The sequence below is a fragment of the Burkholderia seminalis genome (genome assembly GCF_001718535.1).
In the GTDB taxonomy this organism is placed as follows: domain Bacteria; phylum Pseudomonadota; class Gammaproteobacteria; order Burkholderiales; family Burkholderiaceae; genus Burkholderia; species Burkholderia seminalis.
Window position 1 is genome coordinate 389,179 of record NZ_CP013399.1, and the last position, 19,601, is coordinate 408,779.

Annotated in this window: 12 protein-coding genes and 2 riboswitches; of the genes, 4 read left to right on the forward strand and 8 right to left on the reverse strand. The window is 67.4% G+C overall.

The window, feature by feature from the left end; translation table 11 throughout:
* Positions 1-19 precede the first annotated feature (19 nt).
* The 4 genes from atzF to WJ12_RS17640 are packed head-to-tail and all read right to left on the reverse strand — an operon-like array spanning position 20 to position 6,922.
* Positions 20-1,888 (reverse strand): allophanate hydrolase, encoded by a 1,869-nt coding sequence (atzF, locus tag WJ12_RS17625; RefSeq protein ID WP_059562102.1) that lies wholly within the window; start codon positions 1,886-1,888, stop codon positions 20-22.
* Positions 1,885-5,490 (reverse strand): urea carboxylase, encoded by a 3,606-nt coding sequence (gene uca, locus WJ12_RS17630; RefSeq protein ID WP_059562105.1) that lies wholly within the window; start codon positions 5,488-5,490, stop codon positions 1,885-1,887. The genes atzF and uca overlap by 4 nt, the downstream gene beginning before the upstream one ends.
* Positions 5,487-6,143, reverse strand: a complete 657-nt coding sequence (locus WJ12_RS17635) for an urea amidolyase associated protein UAAP2 (RefSeq protein WP_034190452.1) — start codon at positions 6,141-6,143, stop codon at positions 5,487-5,489. The genes uca and WJ12_RS17635 overlap by 4 nt, the downstream gene beginning before the upstream one ends.
* 11 nt (positions 6,144-6,154) lie before the next feature.
* The gene (locus tag WJ12_RS17640; RefSeq protein ID WP_059562108.1) at positions 6,155-6,922 is read right to left on the reverse strand and encodes an urea amidolyase associated protein UAAP1; all 768 of its coding nucleotides are present in this window, start codon (positions 6,920-6,922) and stop codon (positions 6,155-6,157) included.
* Between the two features lie 57 nt (positions 6,923-6,979).
* A riboswitch (guanidine-I (ykkC/yxkD leader) is annotated at positions 6,980-7,111 on the reverse strand.
* Between the two features lie 432 nt (positions 7,112-7,543).
* Positions 7,544-7,665: riboswitch (guanidine-I (ykkC/yxkD leader) on the forward strand.
* Positions 7,666-7,805: 140 nt separating this feature from the next.
* Here WJ12_RS17640 and WJ12_RS17645 point away from each other — a divergent pair.
* Entirely contained in the window at positions 7,806-8,828 is a 1,023-nt protein-coding gene (locus tag WJ12_RS17645) for an ABC transporter substrate-binding protein (protein ID WP_034190450.1), read from the forward strand.
* A 136-nt stretch (positions 8,829-8,964) separates the two neighbouring features.
* On the opposite strand, the gene WJ12_RS17650 is transcribed toward WJ12_RS17645, so the two are convergent.
* Positions 8,965-9,723 (reverse strand): sulfite exporter TauE/SafE family protein, encoded by a 759-nt coding sequence (locus WJ12_RS17650; protein WP_034190449.1) that lies wholly within the window; start codon positions 9,721-9,723, stop codon positions 8,965-8,967.
* Between the two features lie 477 nt (positions 9,724-10,200).
* Here WJ12_RS17650 and WJ12_RS17655 point away from each other — a divergent pair, with 477 nt between their 5' ends.
* Positions 10,201-11,535, forward strand: coding sequence for an aminotransferase-like domain-containing protein (locus WJ12_RS17655; protein WP_059562109.1), 1,335 nt, complete (start codon positions 10,201-10,203; stop codon positions 11,533-11,535).
* A 304-nt stretch (positions 11,536-11,839) separates the two neighbouring features.
* Here WJ12_RS17655 and WJ12_RS17660 read toward each other — a convergent pair whose 3' ends face one another.
* The 3 genes from WJ12_RS17660 to WJ12_RS17670 form a co-directional block, all read right to left on the reverse strand.
* Positions 11,840-14,944 carry an efflux RND transporter permease subunit gene (locus WJ12_RS17660; protein ID WP_059562112.1) on the reverse strand — a complete coding sequence of 1,035 codons (3,105 nt, stop codon included), beginning with the start codon at positions 14,942-14,944 and terminating at the stop codon, positions 11,840-11,842.
* Positions 14,941-16,062, reverse strand: coding sequence for an efflux RND transporter periplasmic adaptor subunit (locus WJ12_RS17665; protein ID WP_059562115.1), 1,122 nt, complete (start codon positions 16,060-16,062; stop codon positions 14,941-14,943). Before WJ12_RS17665 ends, WJ12_RS17660 begins: the two co-directional genes overlap by 4 nt.
* A 76-nt stretch (positions 16,063-16,138) precedes the next feature.
* The gene (locus WJ12_RS17670; RefSeq protein ID WP_049035844.1) at positions 16,139-16,756 is read right to left on the reverse strand and encodes a TetR/AcrR family transcriptional regulator; all 618 of its coding nucleotides are present in this window, start codon (positions 16,754-16,756) and stop codon (positions 16,139-16,141) included.
* 97 nt (positions 16,757-16,853) lie between these two features.
* Here WJ12_RS17670 and WJ12_RS17675 point away from each other — a divergent pair, with 97 nt between their 5' ends.
* Positions 16,854-18,320 (forward strand): efflux transporter outer membrane subunit, encoded by a 1,467-nt coding sequence (locus tag WJ12_RS17675; RefSeq protein WP_059562221.1) that lies wholly within the window; start codon positions 16,854-16,856, stop codon positions 18,318-18,320.
* 236 nt (positions 18,321-18,556) lie between these two features.
* Entirely contained in the window at positions 18,557-19,489 is a 933-nt protein-coding gene (locus WJ12_RS17680; RefSeq protein WP_082744782.1) for a helix-turn-helix domain-containing protein, read from the forward strand.
* The last annotated feature ends 112 nt before the right edge of the window (positions 19,490-19,601 follow it).

A 19,601-nucleotide genomic window follows, 5' to 3' on the forward strand; every position in this document is an offset into this window, starting at 1 on the left:
GCAGCGCGCGACCGTGCAATCAGTGCAATGCGCCGCCGGACTGCGCGCGGTAGGCCCGCCAGCCGCCGAAGCGCGTGATGTCCTGCGCGTCGCCCAGCGCGACGCTCTCGCACAGGAAGCCCTGCACCCGCGAATCGTCGGCGAGCGTAAGCGTGCCGATACCGAGCGGCGCCGCGATGCCGGCGACGAAGCTGCCGTATGCCTCGACCGGCATCTCCCAGATCTCGACCGCGATCGGCGCGCCGCCGTCCGGCACGCGCACGAGGCCCGGCTTCGCCACGCCGCCGCTCGCCTCGGCGGAGAGCGCATAGAGGCGATAGGCGGGCGCCGTCGTGGTGGCGGCGACGAAGCGCGCGCCGCGTTCCGTGAGCTGCCCGTTCAACGGTTCGCCGCGAAGATGCGCGCCGACGACGGCCAGCCGCACGACGCCGGCCGATGCTGCACGCGGCGTGACCGCGGCTGCCGATGGCCGGAGGTCGCCGGCGCTCTCGGCGCCGTCGCCCCACGCTTGCGCGAGATCGAGCAGCCGCGCATCGTCGTGCGCGCGACCGACGAACGTGATGCCGAACGGCAGCCCCGCGTGCGGCCCGGTTTCGCACGTGCCCGCCGGCACCGCGATTGCCGACAGGTCGAGCAGGTTCACGAAGTTCGTGTAGTAGCCGAAGCGCGAATTGATCGCGATCGGATCGGCTTCGAGCGCGTCGACGGTGGCCGTCGTCGCCGAGGTCGGCATCACGATCGCGTCGAGGCCATCCCACGCGCGGGCCGCGTCGATCCGCAGCGCGGCGAGCCGGTCGAACGCGGTGAACGCATCGGCGGCGCTGAAGCGCGACGCGCCGCCGACGATTTCGCGGATCACCGGATGCAGCGCATCGGGTTCGCGCGCGGCGAACGCGCCGATCGCGGCGAGCCGCTCGGCCACCCACGGGCCTTCGTACAGCAGCCGCGCGGCGGCCAGGAACGGGCCGAAGTCGATCTCGACGAGTTGCGCGCCGGTCGCGCGAAGCCGCTCGAGCGCCGCCGCCCAGGCCGCGCGATACGATGCGTCGCCGAAGAATTCGAGCTGATCGGCCCGCGGCGTGCCGAAACGCACTTGCCCGAGCGGCCGCGCCGCGTGCGCTCGCAGGCCGTCCGCGCCCAACAGCGGTTGCCACGCGCGCCCGTACGGGTCGCCTTCGGTCACGCCGTGCGCGGCGGCGAACACCGTGCGCGCATCGTCCGCCGAACGCGCGAACACCGATACGCAATCGAGCGACCGGCAGGCCGGCACCACGCCAAGCGTGCTCAGCACGCCGCGCGTCGGCTTGAGCCCGACCAGCCCGTGGAACGCGGCCGGCACGCGCCCCGAGCCGGCCGTGTCGGTGCCGAGCGAGAACGCTGCGACGCCGAGCGCGACCGCCACGGCCGACCCCGAGCTGGAGCCGCCCGACGCGTAGCGCGGATCGAGCGCATTGCGGCACGCGCCGTAAGGCGAGCGCTGCCCCGAGAGCCCGGTCGCGAACTGGTCGAGATTGGTCTTGCCGACGGGAATCGCGCCGGCCGCGATCAGCCGTTCGACGACGGGCGCGCTGCGTGCCGGCGTGTAGGCGTACGCGGGGCAGCCTGCCGTCGTCGGTATGCCGGCGAGGTCGATGTTGTCCTTGATCGCGAACGGCACGCCGTAAAGCGGCAGCGACGCCATGTCGCGACCGGCCAGCGCGTCGGCATACGACGACATCTCGTCGCGCGTCAGCGGCCGGATCCACGCATGGTGCGGATCGCCCGCGTCGAAATGCGCGGCAATCGCATCGACGAGCGCATGCGGCGTCAGGTCGCCCGCCGCGTAGCGCGCGCGCAGCGCGGCAATCGATTGCAGCCCCGGCAGGATCGAGTGCTCCGTCGTGCTCATGCCACCTCCTCGGCGGCACCCGCCTTCATCACCATCAGCCGCTGCCCGGCCACCACCGCCGCGCCGGGCGCGCAATCGATCGTCTCGATCGTGCCGTCTTCCGTTGCCGTCACCGCCACCTCCATCTTCATCGATTCGACGATCGCGACGACCTGCCCTTCGGTCACGCGCTCACCGGCTTCCACCAGCACCTTCCATACGCTGCCCGACACGTCCGCGGCGATCGCCCGCTGCGTATCGTCGAGCGTGGCCGCCGCCGGCGCCGCATGCGCGTCGTCCTGCTCCGTCTCGCCGACGTATTCCGCATGGCCGGCTGCCCGCCACCGCTCGCGTTCGGCGTCGAATGCGGCCTGCTGCGTCGCCTTGAACGCCGCGATCGAGTCGGCCTCGTCGTGCAGGAAGCCGTTGTAGGCGCGCAGATCGAACACGGAATCCTCGATCTTCAGCGTCGCGCGGCCCGCGATGAAATCCGCGCGCAACTCGCTCAATTCGGCCTCGCTGACTTCATAGAAACGGATCTCGTCGAAGAACCGCAGCAGCCACGGCTTGCCGGCTTCGAATTCGCGCGTGCTGCGGTGACGGTTCCACATCTGCACGGTACGGCCGACGAACTGATAGCCGCCGGGCCCTTCCATCCCGTACACGCACAGATACGCGCCGCCGATGCCGACCGCGTTCTCCGGCGTCCAGGTCCGCGCGGGGTTGTACTTGGTCGTCACGAGCCGGTGGCGCGGATCGATCGGCGTCGCGACGGGGGCGCCGAGGTAGACGTCGCCGAGCCCCATCACCAGGTAGCGCGCGTCGAACACGATGCGCTTCACGTCGTCGATGCTCGCAAGGCCGTTGATGCGCCGGATGAACTCGATATTGCTCGGACACCACGGCGCGTCGGGCCGCACCGACTGCATGTAGCGCTCGATCGCGACGCGCGTCGACGGGTCGTCCCACGACAGCGGCAGATGCACGATGCGGTTCGGCACGCGCATGTCGGCCACGTCGGGCAATTCGCGCTCGGCGGCCTGCAGATGCTCGAGCAGTGTTTCGAGCGACAGCACGCTTGCGTCGAACTGCACCTGAAGCGAACGGATGCCCGGCGTCAGGTCGAGCATGCCGGGCAACCGGTGCGCGTCGAGCCAGCACATGAGGGCGTGTACGCGAAAGCGCAGGTTCAGGTCGAGCACGAGCGGCCCGTATTCGACCAGCACGTTGCGATCGCCCGAGCGCCGATAGACAACGCCGACGCCGCCGGCCGACGGGTCGCGATGCAGCACGCATTCGCCGGGCGCCGCGCAGGCAGCAGCGGCGACGTCGCGCGTCGACTGCACGATCTCGTCAGCCGGTTTCCCGGCCGACGCGCCCGCACGCACGAACTGCACGGTATCGCCCGGCCGCAACTGCCCGAGCTTCCACAACTCGTCGCGCACGACCGTCACCGGACACACGAAACCGCCGAGGCTCGGCCCGTCCGGGCCGAGAATCACCGGCATGTCGCCGGTGAAGTCGACGGCACCGATCGCATACGCGTTGTCGTGGATGTTCGACGGATGCAGCCCAGCCTCGCCGCCGTCCGCACGCGCCCACCGCGGCTTCGGCCCGATCAGCCGCACGCCGGTGCGGCTGGAGTTGTAGTGGACCGTCCATTGCGTGCCGTGGAGCATCGCGATGTCGTCCGGCGTGAAGAAATCCGGTGCGCCGTGCGGGCCATCGAGCACGCCGAGCGTCCACGCATGCGTCAGCACGGGAACGTCGGCCGTCGACAGCGCCGCGCCCGCGTCGCCGCGCCCGGCGTCCGCGTGCAGATGCAGCACGTCGCCCTTGCGCAGCGCGCGGCCCGCATGGCCGCCGAACTGGCCGAGCGTGAAGGTCGCCTTGCTGCCGAGATAGTCGGGCACCTGCAGCCCGCCCTTGACGACGAGACACGCACGCACGCCCGCGCCCGTCACGCCGCCCAGTTTCAGCACCGCGCCCGACCGCGCGCGAACGACCTGCCAGAACGGCACGGGTTCGCCGTCGAGCGTGGCCGCGAGCGGCGCGCCGCCGAGCGCGAACAGCGTCGCGGTATTGAAGCGCAGCGTCCCGCCGACCATCGTGAACTCGAGCCCGGCCGCGTCGCGCGGGTTGCCGATCAGCGCGTTGGCGAGATCGAACGCGCGATCGTCCATCGGACCCGACGGCGGCACCCCGACACTCCAGTAGCCGACGCGCCCCGGGGACTGCTGCACGGTGGTCTGCACGCCGCCGTCGAGCACGTCGATCGTGTGCGGCGCGAACGCGAAGCGCGACAGAAAGGCGGTCGTCGGCGCGCCGCGCGCAAACGTGTCGGAGCCGGCCACGGCACGCAGGTAGTCGAGATTGGTCTCGATCCCGTACAGCTCGGTCTGTTCGAGCGCGGCCCGCAGCGCGGCCAGCGCGTCGCGCCGCGTGTCGCCGCGCACGATCAGCTTCGCGAGCAGCGGATCGTAAAACGCGCTGATCTCCGTGCCTGCCTCGATCCAGCCGTCGACCCGCACGTTTTCGGGAAACGCGACGTGCGTGAGCAGCCCGGCACTCGGCTGGAACTGCTTGTGCGGATCCTCCGCATAGAGCCGCACCTGAATGCTCGCGCCGCGCGGCGCAACGGCAAGCGTGTCGAGCGGCGGCAGGTCGCCTTCGGCCTGCAGGATCATCCATTCGACGAGATCGACGCCCGTCACCGCTTCGGTCACGCCATGCTCGACCTGCAGCCGCGTGTTCACCTCGAGGAAATAGAACCGCCGCGCGCTCGCGTCGAACACGAACTCGACCGTGCCGGCCGACGCGTAGCTCACCGCGCGCGCCAGCCGCACCGCGCTCGCGTGCAACGCGTCGCGCTCGGCGTCGGTCAGGTCGGACGCGGGCGTTTCCTCGATCACTTTCTGGTTGCGACGCTGCACCGAGCAATCGCGTTCGCCGAGCGAGATCGCGCCGCCACGGCCGTCGCCGAAGATCTGCACCTCGATGTGCCGCGCGTGTTCGACGAACTTCTCGAGATACACGCCCGCATGCGCGAAGTTCGCGGTGCCAAGCCGCACGACGGATTCGAACGCCGCGCCGAGCTGCGCGGCATCGCGGCACAGCGACATGCCGATGCCGCCACCGCCCGCAGTGCTTTTCAGCATCACCGGGTAGCCGATCGCGTCGGCTTCGGCGAGCGCCGTCGCCACGTCGTCGAGCAGCCCGGTGCCCGGCAGCAGCGCGACGCCCTGCGCGGCGGCGAGTTCGCGCGCGGTGTGCTTGAGACCGAACGCGCGCATGTGATCGCCGCGCGGCCCGATGAAGCGCAGGCCGGCCGCTTCGCATGCGTCGGCGAAACCGGCATGCTCGGACAGGAAGCCGTAGCCGGGGTGCACCGCCTGCGCGCCGGTCTCGCGCGCGGCCGCGAGGATCGCCGCGACGTTCAGATAGCTGTCGGCCGCCGGTGCCGGCCCGACTCGCACGGCCTCGTCGGCGAGCGCCACGTGGCGCGCGTCGCGATCGGCGTCCGAATAGATCGCGACCGACGCGATGCCGAGGCGCTTCAGCGTGCGGATCACGCGGCAGGCGATTTCGCCGCGGTTCGCGACGAGCACTTTGGAGAATCTCATGCGGCCTCCCAGATCGTCAGCCGCACGGGCGTCGGGTTGTAGCCGTTGCACGGATTGTTGAGCTGCGGGCAGTTCGAGATCAGCACCGTAACGTCCATCTCCGCGCGCATCTCGACGTATTTGCCGGGCGCGGAGATGCCGTCCTCGAACGTGAGCCCGCCGCGCGGCGTGACGGGTACGTTCATGAAGAAATTGACATTGCCGACCAGGTCGCGCTTGGTGAGCCGCGCGCCGGTTCCGCATGTGCAGTGCGCGATCGCGTTGAGGAAACTGTCGCGGCAGTTGTGCATGTAGCGTTTGTCGAGCGCATAGCGCACCGTGTTGCTCTCGGCCGCGCAGGCGCCGCCGAGCGTGTCGTGGCGGCCGCACGTATCGGCGACGATCGTCGCCATCGGATTGCCGCGGCTCGAGACGAGCACGCTGCCCGCGCTCAGGTACAGGTTGCGCTGCGCACGGATCGTGTCCTGCGCACTGTAGCGCTCCTCGGGATCGTCGGAGCGGTAGAACAGCGTATCGACGGCCTGGTTGCCCTCGAGGTCGAGAATGCGCAGGACCTGCCCGCGCTTCAGGTCGTACAGCCACGGGTCGCCCGCGTTCAGCGTGACGTCGTGGATTGCGTCGCGCGGGTCGAGACGGCTTTCGATGATCGGCATGGCCTCGCTCCTTATGCGAACAGACGGTCGGTGTTGGCGAAGCCGCGCGTGTTCTCGGCGCACGCGCGCCGGCACGGGTCGTCGTCGGGCGCCGCGCCATCGGCCGGATACGCGCGGTACGCGATCAGCTTCACGGCCTTCGGCGCATAGTCGGGGCGCGGATCGAACGGATGCGGCGCGGTCGAGAACGCCGCGAGCGTGTTCATCTCGAAGCGCAGGTCCAGCGCGCTGCCGGCCGGCGAATGTCCCGCGACGAAATCGAGCGCGCCGTCCTCGCGCGTGTCCAGCTTGCTGAAGAAGTTGACGTTCGCGGCCAGGTCGCGCGCCGACAGCCCGTATTTCGCGAGCTCGAGCACGAAACTGTCGCGGCCGTTGCGGATCATCGCGTTGCGATCGGCCTGGTACGACGTCGTGCCGTACTTGTGCGCAAACAACCGCGCATCGCCGACGCCGCCGAGCGGATCGTGCCAGCCGAGCGTATCGGCGGTGATCGACGCGATCACGCGCCCCATGTCCGTGTACAGCGCATGGCCGCGCGTGAGATGCGCGGTGTGCTGCGCCTTCAGCGTGTCGGCCATGTTGTAACGTTCGAGCAGGTCTTCCTGGCGATGAAAGACGGCAGACAGGTTCGCGCCGCCGTCGACGTCGACGATGCGCAGCGCGAGACCGCGGCGCAGGATGCCGGACCAATGGGTTCCGGCAGGAATCAGCGTTTCCCACGCGACGTGCGGCGGTGGCGCGAGGACAGAGACGGGGGTGGCTTGGGGGCTCGGCGACATGGCGGCTCCGGGGTCGGTTGGACAAAAGACGTGAGAGGGCGACCGAACGACATCGCGACCTCCCGGGCTTTTATCCCTCCGTGGAGCCTCGCCGTTTCCTCGCATCGAGGCAAAGGCAAGACCGGATTGCTCTCGGACCAGGCATCGCGCGGCGTACGCCGCACGACCGGAACCCTAGCGATCCTGAAGATGATGCAAATTGCTTCGCACCTCTCGAACGTCGATCAAGCGAATTGCGTGCCAACGTCCTCGCCCCGACCGCACGACGCCGTACGGCGGCGCGCCGACGCCCGGCATGCGCGAAGCCGCCGCGTCCGCTTGCCCCCGCACCGGGCGCGCGGCGCACCACGCACACGCGAACGCGCACCGGCGCAGTGCGTGCAATGCGATCGCGCATGGTGCGATACACGGTGGCATGGGCATTGCTGAATCGGCACACCGTCACTCGATATCCCGCCCCTCATGAACAAGCTCGACCTGCTCCGGCGCGTATTGACCGCGCTGTTCGCCGCCCGCTTCATCGAACTTCAGCGCGCCACGCGCCGCCGCTGAAACGCGCCGCCGCGTGCCGTTGGCACGCTTCTCGCTCGGCATGACGCCGAGAGGTGCGGCGGCGTCGCATCTTAGGGGTGCTAGGGTTCCGGTTCACCGAACGTCTGGTCCGAGAGCAGCCCGGCGCGGGTTCGTCCGATCGCGAGAGCGGACGCGCATGCGCTACACGGCGGGACAAAAGCCCGGGAGATTGGCGATGGCAACGGCCATCGTGCCTCTCCGTGGCCGCTTTTTCCGTTCCGCATCCGCAGGAACCGGTCACGCAGTCGGACCGTGCGTTCACGCGCGGTCCGTATCGACGATCCCGATCCCGGTCTCCTGGAGAACAACGATGACCCGTCCCGCCCCGGCGTTCCGCCGCCTGTCGTCCTTCCGTTTTGTCCGCCACGCAGTGGGGGCCGCCGTCGCGGCTGCCGCGCTGTGGGCGGCCCCCGCCGCGCAAGCCGCCGCCCCGCTGAAGATCGGCTACAGCGACTGGCCCGGCTGGGTCGCGTTCCAGGTCGCGCTCGACAAGGGCTGGTTCAAGGAAGCCGGCGTCGACGTCGATTTCGAATGGTTCGATTACTCGGCGTCGCTCGACGCGTTTTCGGCGGGCAAGCTCGACGCGGTCGCGGCGACCAACGGCGATGCGCTCGTCACCGGCGCGTCCGGCGCGAAGAACGTGATGATCCTGCTGACCGACTATTCGGCCGGCAACGACATGATCGTCGCGAAGCCGCCGTTGCGCACCGTCGAGGCGCTGAAGGGCAAGAAGGTCGGCGTGGAACTCGGCCTCGTCGACCACCTGCTGCTTGAAACCGCGCTGCAGAAGCACGGGCTCAAGAACAGCGACGTCACGCTCGTGAATGCGAAAACCAACGAACTGCCGCAGGTGCTCGGCTCGTCGGCCGATATCGCCGCGGTGGCCGCGTGGCAACCGAATGCGGGCGAAGCGTTGAAGCGCGCACCGGGCGCGCGGGCGATCTTCACGTCGGCCGATGCGCCGGGGCTGATCTACGACGCGATCACGGTCGCGCCGACGAGCCTCGCCGCGCGCCGGGCCGACTGGGCGAAGGTGGTCAAGGTCTGGTATCGCTGCGTCGCGTACATCAACGATCCGAAGACGCAGGGCGACGCGGTCAAGATCATGTCGGCACGCGTCGGACTCGCGCCGGAACAATACCTTCCGCTGCTGAAAGGCACGCACCTGCTCGACGAGACCGCCGCGAAACGTGCGTTCCGCAAGGGCGACGGGCTCGACTCCATCTACGGCTCGACGCGCAACGCGAACGCGTTCAACGTGCGCAACGCCGTGTACAAGCAGTCGCAGGACGTCGACGCGTACATCGATCCGCGGTTCACCGCGCCGCATTGACGGCGGCCGGCCCGCGTGCCGCCCCGGTTACCGATCCGGCCGTTCCCGACGAACGGCCGCGCGGTGGCCGCCGCGGGCCGACTGTCGAATCGGCGCACGCTGCCACCAGCCGGTCGCGAGCAACAGCGCAGGATCTCTAACGCAGAAATCCGGATGCACCATCCCACAGCAGTTTCAGGGCCGTGACCATCAGCAGGCCATAACAGGCTCGGTACATCTGACGCTGGTTCAGCCTGTCATGCAGGCGCCAGCCCAGCCAGACGCCCGCGGGAATGGCGGGAAGGCAGATGGCCATCAACGCCCAGACAGCGCCCGTCGGCCTCGCCAGCGCCAGCCAGGGCAACGCCTTGAGGAGGTTGCCTACCGTGAAAAACATGCTGGTCGTCCCGGCATACATCTGCTTGCCGAGACCGAGCGGCAGCAGGTACATCGCCAACGGCGGCCCTCCGGAGTGCGCGACCATCGTGGTAATGCCCGAGGTCATGCCGGCTGCGACCGCTTTGCGCGACGAGCGCGCACGCACCACGACTTCACCCCCTCGCATGAACCACATTCCGACGAACGTCAGTGTCACGACGGCCATCACGATGGCGATTGCCCGGTGGTCCAGCCCGCGAAACAGCACATAACCGATCCCGATGCCGACGACCAGTCCGGGCACCAGCCACACGAGGTCGGGCTTGGACCAGGTCGACGGCTTCCAGTACCGCAGACCGAACAGATCCATTGCAACGAACAGCGGCGCAAGCAAGCCGCCCGCCGTGACGGGATCCATGACGAGCGACAGCAGCGGGATGCCGACGATGGCGAAACCGCCACCGAAGGCGCCCTTCATGAAGCAGATCAGGAAAACACCGGCGAAAGTGATGAGGATGACAGTGACGTTCAGTTCCATGTTGCCTCCCTTCCCTTCACCTCGGTAACGGGAAGCGTATTCAGTGAGATCGCCCCCGCAAACGACGGCGCATGCAGTCCGGCGCGCCGAGTCGGTGTGACGTTCGCGCTGACCGCCAGTGCGGCGATCTGCCGGAAATCACGGGTCTGGCTTGAATCGACAACGCATCGTAGTTCGCCATGTCAGTACAATCAAATTATTGTCATGGATACATCCGGCGATGTCTTGGACGTGCAGCAGCCTGCCAGGCCGGCTCCCTTCAGGTCTTTTCCGGGCCGGCAAGCGTCATCCGGATCGCTGGTTTCGGCGTATGTAAATCTGTCGAATTGCGCCGTAATTTCCGATCCTGGAGGCGCGTGACCTGCACAAATGTCGATGCGTAAAGGCGAGCGACTGCGACAAGACGCGAGAAGCGTTGGTATCACGCGCGATGTTTGGAAGATAATCGGTACATTCAAACGATTGTATTGAATCGACATGCCTCGACTTCGCTACAAGGAAGTGGTTGACCGGTTCGCGGCGGACATCCACGAAGGTCGACTGCGTCCTGGAACCCGACTGCCGACCCACCGCGATCTCGCCGCGCGAGAGGGGCTGTCGCTCGCGACCGCCACGCGCGTCTACGCCGAGCTCGATGCAATGGGATTGGTCAGCGGTGAAACCGGCCGCGGCACGTTTGTGAAGGAAGTGCTTCCGCGCGGTCATGGCGTCGATCTCCAGGCCTGGAACGACGGCGCGATCGACCTGAACTTCAACAACCCTTCCATGCCGGGTCAGGGCGAGCTTCTGAGAACGGCGCTGCGAGAGCTGGCGGGGTCGGGCAACCTGGACGCATTGCTTCGCTACCATCCCCATGGCGGACGGCCGCACGAGCGGGAGACCATGGCCCGCCATCTGACGAGCCGCGGCTTGTCGGCGTCACCCGAGAACACGGTGCTCGTGAGCGGCGCACAGCACGGGCTCACGGCGACCGCCATGGCATTGCTCGACCCCGGCGACGTCATCGCGGTGGACGCGCTGACGTACCCCGGTTTCAAGCTGACCGCCGAGGCTTTCCGGCTCGAACTCGTGACGATTCCAGGTGCGGCAGACGGCCCCGATCTGGATGCCCTGGCGAAATTGTGCCGGCGAAGACGGGTGCGCGCGATGTACACGATGCCGACCCTGCATAACCCGCTGGGATGGGTGGTGAGCGCCCGTCAAAGGCGTCATCTGGTGTCCATTGCCCGGCAACACGGACTGATCCTGATCGAGGATGCGGCTTATGCCTTTCTGGAGAAGCGTCCGCCGCCGCCGCTTGCGATGCTTGCGCCCGAACTGACGGTGTACGTGTCCAGCTTGTCGAAGAGCGTCGCGACGGGGCTGCGCATCGGCATGGTCAGCGCACCGCGCGGCTGGGTCGGCAAACTGGAACGCACGATCCGGGCGACCGTCTGGAACACGCCCGCCGCCATGACGGCGATTGCCTGCGGCTGGATCGAGGACGGCACCGTTGCAAGGCTCGAAGCGGAGAAACGGCGTGACGCTTCCCTGCGCCAGGCCGTCGTGAGCGAAGTCCTCGGTCATTTGAAGCTGGTCCGTCACTCCTCGTCGTACTTCGTCTGGCTGCCGCTGCCACACGAGGTTCGGGCGGATGCCGTTGCGAAGGCGTTGCTGCGTGAGCGCATCTCGGTGTCGACGGCACATCCCTTTGCTGCGTCGAGACACGTTCCGCACGCCGTTCGCCTGGCACTGGGTTCGGTCGACCTCGACACGCTCCGGCGTTCCCTCGAGACAGTCGCGAACGTGGTGAAAGACCATACTGATCGGTAGTCAGTCTTGTCCCGGCCGGCATTGCCGGCCTGCGAAGGCCGGATCTCGTCTCACCTGCCTGTCACCTCCCGCCGCCGCATCGAGTCGCCGTCCGGCGTCGGTCCGATTCCGTGCCACGGCCCGACGCCCCGAAGTCACCGCGCAAAGAACAAACGGGGCGCACCGGATCGCCTCTCCCGATCTGGACTGCAAGCCATGGCTCGCCTTCCCGCAGCGTCAATCCGTTCGCCGCCGGACTCGCAACCGGACGCAGGTCGACTCCGCGTCGCGAGGCGCCGGGCGATACCTTCATCGCCCGGCGCGCTCATGCCTCCGTCGTCACGCTGGCGCTGGGTTCGAGCGCGGAACGGCTTTCTCCTGCCGCGGGCCGGATCTTGAACCAGATCGAGTACATGGCCGGCAGAAACACCAGCGTCAGAATCGTTCCGGCGAAGGTTCCTCCGATCAGCGTATAAGCCAGCGTGCCCCAGAACACGGAATGGGTCAGCGGAATGAACGCCAGCATCGCGGCAACCGCCGTCAGGATCACCGGCCGCGAGCGCTGCAGGGTCGCCTCCACCACCGCATCGAACGGCATCATGCCCGCGTGCGTGTTCACCTCGATCTGGCCGATCAGGATCAGCGTGTTGCGCATCAGGATGCCGGACAGCGCAATGAGCCCGACCAAGGCGTTGATGCCGAAGGGCTGATTGAACAGCAGAAGCGTCGGCACCACGCCGATCAGACCCAGCGGACTGGTCGCGAACACCATCATGGTCGCGGCTATCGAGCGCGTCTGGAAAATGATGATGAGCAACGTCAGCGCGATCATGATCGGAAACAGCGGCGCGAGTGCATTGGTCGCCTTGTTGGCCTCCTCGATGGAACCGGCCTCCTCGATCCGGTAGCCGCCCGGCAGCTTCGCGATGATGGGCTGCAGCTGCGCGAGCATCGCGGTCGACACATCGGGCGGTTGCAATCCTTCGGCGATATCGCCGCGCACGGTGATCGTCGGCGTTCGATCGCGACGGCGCAGGATCGGATCCTCCATGCGGATGTCGACCTTGCCGACCTGCGAGAGCGGCACCCGCTGCCCCGCGGTACCGACCAGCGTGAATCCTTCGATCCGTTGCGGGTCGAGCCGGGTGTCTCCCGCCGAACGCGCGACCAGTTCCACCGAACGAATGTCCTCGCGCACGTGCGTGACGGGAATCCCGGTCAGCAGGAATTGCAGTTGCTGCGCGACCGAGCTGGACGTCAGCCCGAACGACCCGAGACGAGTCTGATCGAGCGTGAAGTGCACGGTGGGTACGCGCGGCCCCCAGTCGGCGTTCACCGTTCGCATCATCGGGCTGGCGTTCATCGTCCGTTCGACCTGTGCGGCGATCGTGCGCAACGTCCCCGCGTCCGGGCCCATGACCCTGAACGCGACGGGGTAAGGCGAGTAAGGGCCGAACACCAGCTGCGTGACGCGAACCTGCGCCCCGGGCACCAGGCCTGCGGCGACGACCTTGCGCAGACGGAATTTGAGCGCTTCACGTTGACGCTCGTCGTTCGTGCGGATCACGATCTTCGAGAAGGACGAATCCGGCAGCTCCGGAGACATCGCCAGATAGAAGCGCGGCGCGCCCTGCCCGATGTACGAGGTCACGATCTGCGCTTCCGGCTGCTTCGCGAGCCACGCCTCGACCTTTTCCGTTGCCGACGCGGTCTGCTCGATCGAAGTCCCGTAGGGCATCTGCACTTCGACGAGCACTTCCGGGCGATCGGACGTCGGGAAGAACTGCTTCTTCACCAGTCCCATGCCCATCACGGCGATCACGAACGATGCCACCACGATCCCGGCGACCATCCACTTGCGGCCGATCACGCGCCCGAGGAAACGGCGAAAGCGCTGGTAGTTCCGCGTGTTGTAGATCGCCTCGTGGCCGCCTTCGATCACGGCGATGTCGGGCAACAGCTTGACGCCGAGGTACGGCGTGAAGACGACGGCCACGACCCACGACGTGATCAACGCGATGCCGACGATCCAGAACATGTTGCTCGTGTATTCGCCCGCTGTCGAGCGCGCGAAGCCGTTCGGCATGAAGCCGACCGCCGTGACCAGCGTGCCCGACAGCATCGGCGCGGCCGTGTGGCTCCACGCATAAGCCGACGCCTGGACGCGGTTGTAGCCCTCCTCCATTTTCACGACCATCATTTCGATGGCGATGATCGCGTCGTCGACGAGCAGGCCCAGCGCGAGAATCAGCGAACCGAGCGTGATGCGGTCGAAGCTCTTGCCCGTGGCGGCCATCACGACGAAGACCCCCGCGAGCGTCAGCGGCACCGCCGCCGACACGACGATGCCGACGCGCCATCCCATGCTCGCGAAGCTCACGACCATCACCACGAGCAGCGCGACGAAGAACTTGACCATGAATTCGTCGACGGCCGAATGGATATTGACGGCCTGGTCGGTCACCTTCGTGAGGCTCATGCCGAGCGGCATCCCGCCGTTGATCGATGCGACCTCCGCGTCGAGCGCCTTGCCGAGGTTGAGCCCGTTCCAGCCGTCCCGCATCACGACGCCGAGCAGCAACGCCGGTTCGCCGTTGTTGCGAATCTGGAACGTGGCCGGGTCTTCGTAACCGCGTTCGACGGTCGCCACATCGGAAAGCTTCAGCGTGCGGCCCTGAACGACGATCGGCGTGTCACGAATGGTCTGCAGCTTGTCGAACGCGCCTTCGACGCGAATGAAGACCTGCGCGCCCGCCGTATCGATCGAACCGGCCGGCGTCAGAACGTTCTGGTTGTTCAACGCGGCGAAGATCTCCTGCGGCGTCACGCCGAGCGTCGCGAGCCGGTCGTGCGAAAACGAGACGTAGATCCGTTCCGCCTGCTCGCCGATGATGTTCACCTTCTTGACGCCCGGCACATGAAGAAGCCGCTGGCGCAATCCCTCGGCGTCGCGCACCAGCACTCGTTGCGGCTCGCCTTTCGCCTTCAGCGCGAACAGCGCGAACGTCACGTCGGAGTACTCATCGTTGACGAGCGGGCCGATCACGCCGGGCGGCAGGTTGCCCGCTTCGTCATGCAGCTTCTTGCGCGCCTGATAGAACTCCTCGGGCACGTCCGCGGGCGGCGTACTGTCGAGCAAGGTCACGGTGGTGAAGGCCAGCCCCGGACGCGTATAGGTCTCGGTCCGGTCGTACCAGCGCAGTTCCTGCATGCGCTTTTCGAGCGGCTCGGCCACCTGGTCCTGCATTTCCTGCGCGGTCGCGCCGGGCCACGCCGTGATGACCGTCATCGACTTGACGGTAAAGGGCGGATCTTCGGCCCGCCCCAGTTTCAGGAAGGCCACCACGCCGGCGATCGAGATCAGGATGATCAGAAACAGCGTGACCGAGCGCTCCCGCACCGCGAGCGCCGACAAGTTGAAGCCGCTCATCGCGCCGCTCCTTGCGCGGAGACGGATGCCGCGATCATCTTGTCATTGGCGAGACGCACCTGCTCTCCGTCGTGCAACAACTGGGCACCGAGCGCGACGACCTGGTCGCCGTCGCGAAGGTCGCCCGTCACCGTCGCACTGTCGTCGCTCAATGCGGTGACGCGCACCTTGCGCCAGGTCACGCGCGACTGGGCCCGGTCGACCGTCCAGACCCCGGTGCCCGTGCCTGGATCGAACACCGCGCCGACCGGTACCACCATGCCGGCGGGTGCCTGGCCGGCATCGCCTGCGAGATCGAGCGTCACGGTCGCGCCGAGCGGCGCATTCGACAGCGCGCCCTGGAGAACGTATCGCGCCTCGTAGGTCCGTGTCAGCCGATCGGCGGAGTCGGAGAGCTGGCGCAGGACGGCGGGAACGGGCTTCTGGGCCGCGCCGTACAGCGTCGCCTCGGCAATCGAGCCGGATGCGGGACGCAGCGTCTCGGGAAGCTGGACGACGGCCTCGCGGGGGCCGGCATGCGCGAGCCGCACGACGATTTGTCCCGGCGCGACGACCTGGCCGGGCTCCGCCAGCGTCTCGACCACCACGCCGTCGGCGTCCGCCATGACGACGGCGTAGCCGGACGCGTTGTTGGCGAGCACCGCCTGCGCCTGCGCCGCGACGAGCTGGGCCTTGGCGGAGTCGGCCGCCGCCTTGAGCTGGTCATAGGTCGATGCCGAAACCGCGCCGGCCGCGACGAGATCCCGATAGCGCGCCTCGTCGGCGGCCGTCTGCGTCGCGCGCGCCTGGGCGGCATCCACGAGCTTCTGCTGCGCACGGGCCTGCAGCCCCAGGTCGATCGGATCGATGCGCATCAGCGGCTGGCCGCGCTTGACCGTCTGGCCCGCGTCGACCAGCCGCTCGATGACCTTGCCCTGAACCCGGAAACCGAGATCGCTCTGAACGCGGGCGCCCACGACACCCGAAAACGACCGGCTCGCCCCCGCCGCGCCGTGAACGGCGCTCGTACGCACAAGTGGCGCCTCGGTGCGCGGATCGGCGGCCGGATGCTCGCCGCATGCCGCGAGCGCAAGCGAAGCCACGCCCAATGTGTAGACAAAATGATGGCGCCGGAACATGAGGTCCCCTCTCGCAAAGAACAGGAGCCCTCATTCTGATACCAGTGACCAATTCAGTCAACAGTCACAACAAGATTCATGGCGCGAGACTTCTGAGTACCAGGTTCGCAAGTTGGGTCGTCGCCTCTTCCGCACCCTCGAGGTTGTACTGGAGCAGCAGCGGATTGAAATAGGGCTTCATCACCAGAAAGATCCCGTTCACCGCCTCGTCTTGCGGCGTCTTGCGTTCGAATTCGCCGGTTTCGCGCCCGAGCCGCAGGATCTCGGCGACGAGTTGCCGGATCTGGTCCTCATAACCCTGGACCGATGGCCAGGGCGATGCGGCCGACACGGCGGCGATGTCGTAAAGCTTGCGATCCTGGAAGAAGAGCTCGCTTCCGGATGAAAGCAAGGTCTTGAACATACAGCGAAATTTTTCTGTCGCGCTGTGCGCGCCGTCGATGTTTTCCTTGACGGCGGTGATCATCGCGGCGAGGCGATTCGCGCAGATGACTTGACCGATCGCCTGCTTGGAATCGAAGAATTTGTAGATATAGGCTTTTGAAAACCCGATTTCCTTCGCGAGGTCGGAAACGGTGGTCTTTTCGTAGCCGTAGCGGCTGAAGTATTCCGTTGCGGCGTCGACGATCTGCGCGCGAACTTCGTGGTCCGAGGGACCGCGGGACGGGGAGGCGGAGGGAGTCGGTTTGTTCATGTCTCAAGCTTAGCCGCTCACTCGCGAGTTGACAACTTGTGACCATATTGTATATTGGTCACACTATCCGCTCTCCCGTTGCGCTCCCGAGATGATCATGCCCCTGCACCGTCCACTTGTTCTCCTGGCCAGCGTCGCCGCCCTTTCGGCGTGCGCCGTGGGTCCCGACTACCACCGCCCGGATGCGCCGCTGGCGCAGCACTACCTGACCCAGCCGTCCGCCGGCACGGCACAGGCTCCGGTTGCCGATCTCTCCGCCTGGTGGGAAAGCTTCAACGACCCGCTGCTCACGCGTTACGTTTCGCTGGCGCTGGCGCAGAACCTGGACCTGGCTCAGGCCGTCGCGCAAATCACTCAGGCACGCGCGCGCCTCGGCACGGCCAACGCGGCGCTCCTCCCGTCGGCCTCGGTTTCCGCGTCGGCGGCCCGCGCCTATCAGTCCGTCGACACGCCGTTGGGGCAATTGCTCAATGCCACGCCGGGTTACGCGCGCTGGGGCACCGAGTACGAAACCAACCTGGAGGCCGGTTGGGAGATCGACATCTTTGGCGGTCTGCGCCGCCAGCGTGAAGCCGCGCTCGCCGATTACTCGGCGACGCAGGCGGCGGCGGTCGCCACCCGCCTTGCCGTCGCGGCCCAGACCGCGGACATCTACGTCACGATCCGGGGGCTCCAGGCCCGTCTGGACATCGCGACCCGGCAGGTGCAGACGCAGCAGACACTGCTCGCGGACGTGAAACTCCTGTATTCGAAAGGTGCGGCGGCCGACTATCAGGTTCAGCAGGCGCAAGGCGCGCTCGATCAGGTTCAGGCCGGCGTGCCCGTCCTGCTCGCGGCGCTCGACGCGGCGTCGAACGCCCTCGACGTGATGCTCGGCACGCCTCCCGGCACGCACCGCGCGGAGCTGAGCCCGCCCGCCGTGATCCCCGTTGCGCCGTCGCTCGCGGAAATGGGCACGCCGGCCGATCTGCTGCAAAGACGTCCCGACCTGATCGCCGCCGAACGTCACCTCGCCGCGGCCAATGCGCGCATTGGCGCCGCGATCGGCGAGTACTACCCGACGGTCTCGCTGAACGCCTTCCTCGGCAGCGCGACCGCCGCCGCCACCGGTACGTTGTTCTCGAGCGGCGCCAACCAGGCGGCCGGCCTCGTCGGGCTGCGCTGGCGCCTGTTCGATTTCGCGCGCATCGGCGCCGATGTCGAAGCGGCGAAAGGCGCCGACGCGCAGGCGCTCGCGGCCTATCGGCAGGCCGTCCTCCGCGCGTCCGAGGACGTCGAGAACTCGCTCTCGTCATTGGTGAATCGACAGGCGCAGGCGGCCACGCTGTCGCATGCCGAGTCGTCGTTTTCCCGCGCCAAGGATGCGTCGATGACCGCGTACCGCAGCGGTGCGGCGAGCTTCATCGACGTATTGCACGCGAACGAGACGCTGCTGCAGGCCGCCGACGCGCGCGCGCAAGCACAGACGGAATCCGCGCGGGCAGCGATCTCGACGTTCAAGGCGCTCGGCGGCGGCTGGGACCCGGCATCGCACGTCGGTCAGACGTCGTTGAGTTCACGCTGACGAAGCCGCCCTGCGTTGGCGCGCGCAACGACGCCCGCGCACCGTCCGGTTCCGCGCGAGTGCGAATCGCACCATTGCCGTGCGCGTCGCACCCGCGATCGGACAGCGTCACGCGCGTGACTGCACGCATCGCGCGGCCGTCATCGAATTGCGCTAAATTGGGCCTGATTTCATTTGAACCCGCCGTCGGGCAAAGGCACGCCACGCCCGACCGGGCGCACTCCAGGGCGCGATGAATGAACGACAAGGATCCTGTCGATTACGGTCAACCCGTCGCAGACGACACGCTCGCCAGACGGTTTCTCCTGCGAGATGCACCGACCGTGCGGGCCGGCGTTTTCTCCCACGGGCAACCGATTTCGTTCACCCGGTTGATCAACCCGCGGCCCCAGCCGGGGCGCTCGCTCACGCCGCAACCGGAGGAAGCCTTCGTCTTCCAGATGCCGCTGATACTCGGCCCCGATCCCGGCCTCCGTTATTCAAGCGGCAATCTCGACGCGTCCGCGTCGTGCAGTCCCGGCAGTTGCTTTCTGCTCGACCTGCGCTCGAGCCCGACGCGCCGTCTCGACATGCCGTTCGATACCATGCGGCTCTATCTGGCCCAGGGCGCGATCGAGGAATTCACCGATCAAAAGCGGCGCCGGCGCATAGGAGGACTCGTGCAGCCGCATCTCGGCGCCAGCGACCCGGTGCTGCTCAGTCTGTCGCATACGCTGCAGACGGTCCTGCAGCAGCCCAACCTGACGAGTGCGCTGTTCATCGATTACCTCGCGCTGGCGTTCTGCGAACACGTCGTCACACGCTATGGCCGAGCCGATCCGGCACTCCGGCCGCGCCGCTCCGGACTCGCTCCTTGGCAGATGCGGCGCATCGAGGATTATTTCGCGTCCCACCTGCACGACAATCCGTCGATCGCCGATCTCGCGCGCGAGTGCAATCTCTCCACCAGCTACTTCGGCGAAGCCTTCAAGCAGACCACCGGCAGCACGCCCCATCAGTGGCTGCTCAAGCGCCGAATCGAGCGCGCGAAATCGCTGTTGCGGGACACCGATGCGAGCCTGGCCAGCATCGCGTCGGACTGCGGATTTTTCGACCAGAGTCATTTCTCGCGCGTGTTCTCGCGTCTCGAGGGGTGCGGGCCGAAAGACTGGGCGCAGCGCAACCGATAGCACCGCACCGGTGCAAACGTCACGGGCGGCGCATGTGTGTCCGCTCGACATGCGCCGACGCACCCCGCACCGCCGCCTCCTGATCCGGATTCAGCCCCTGCCCCCGGTATTC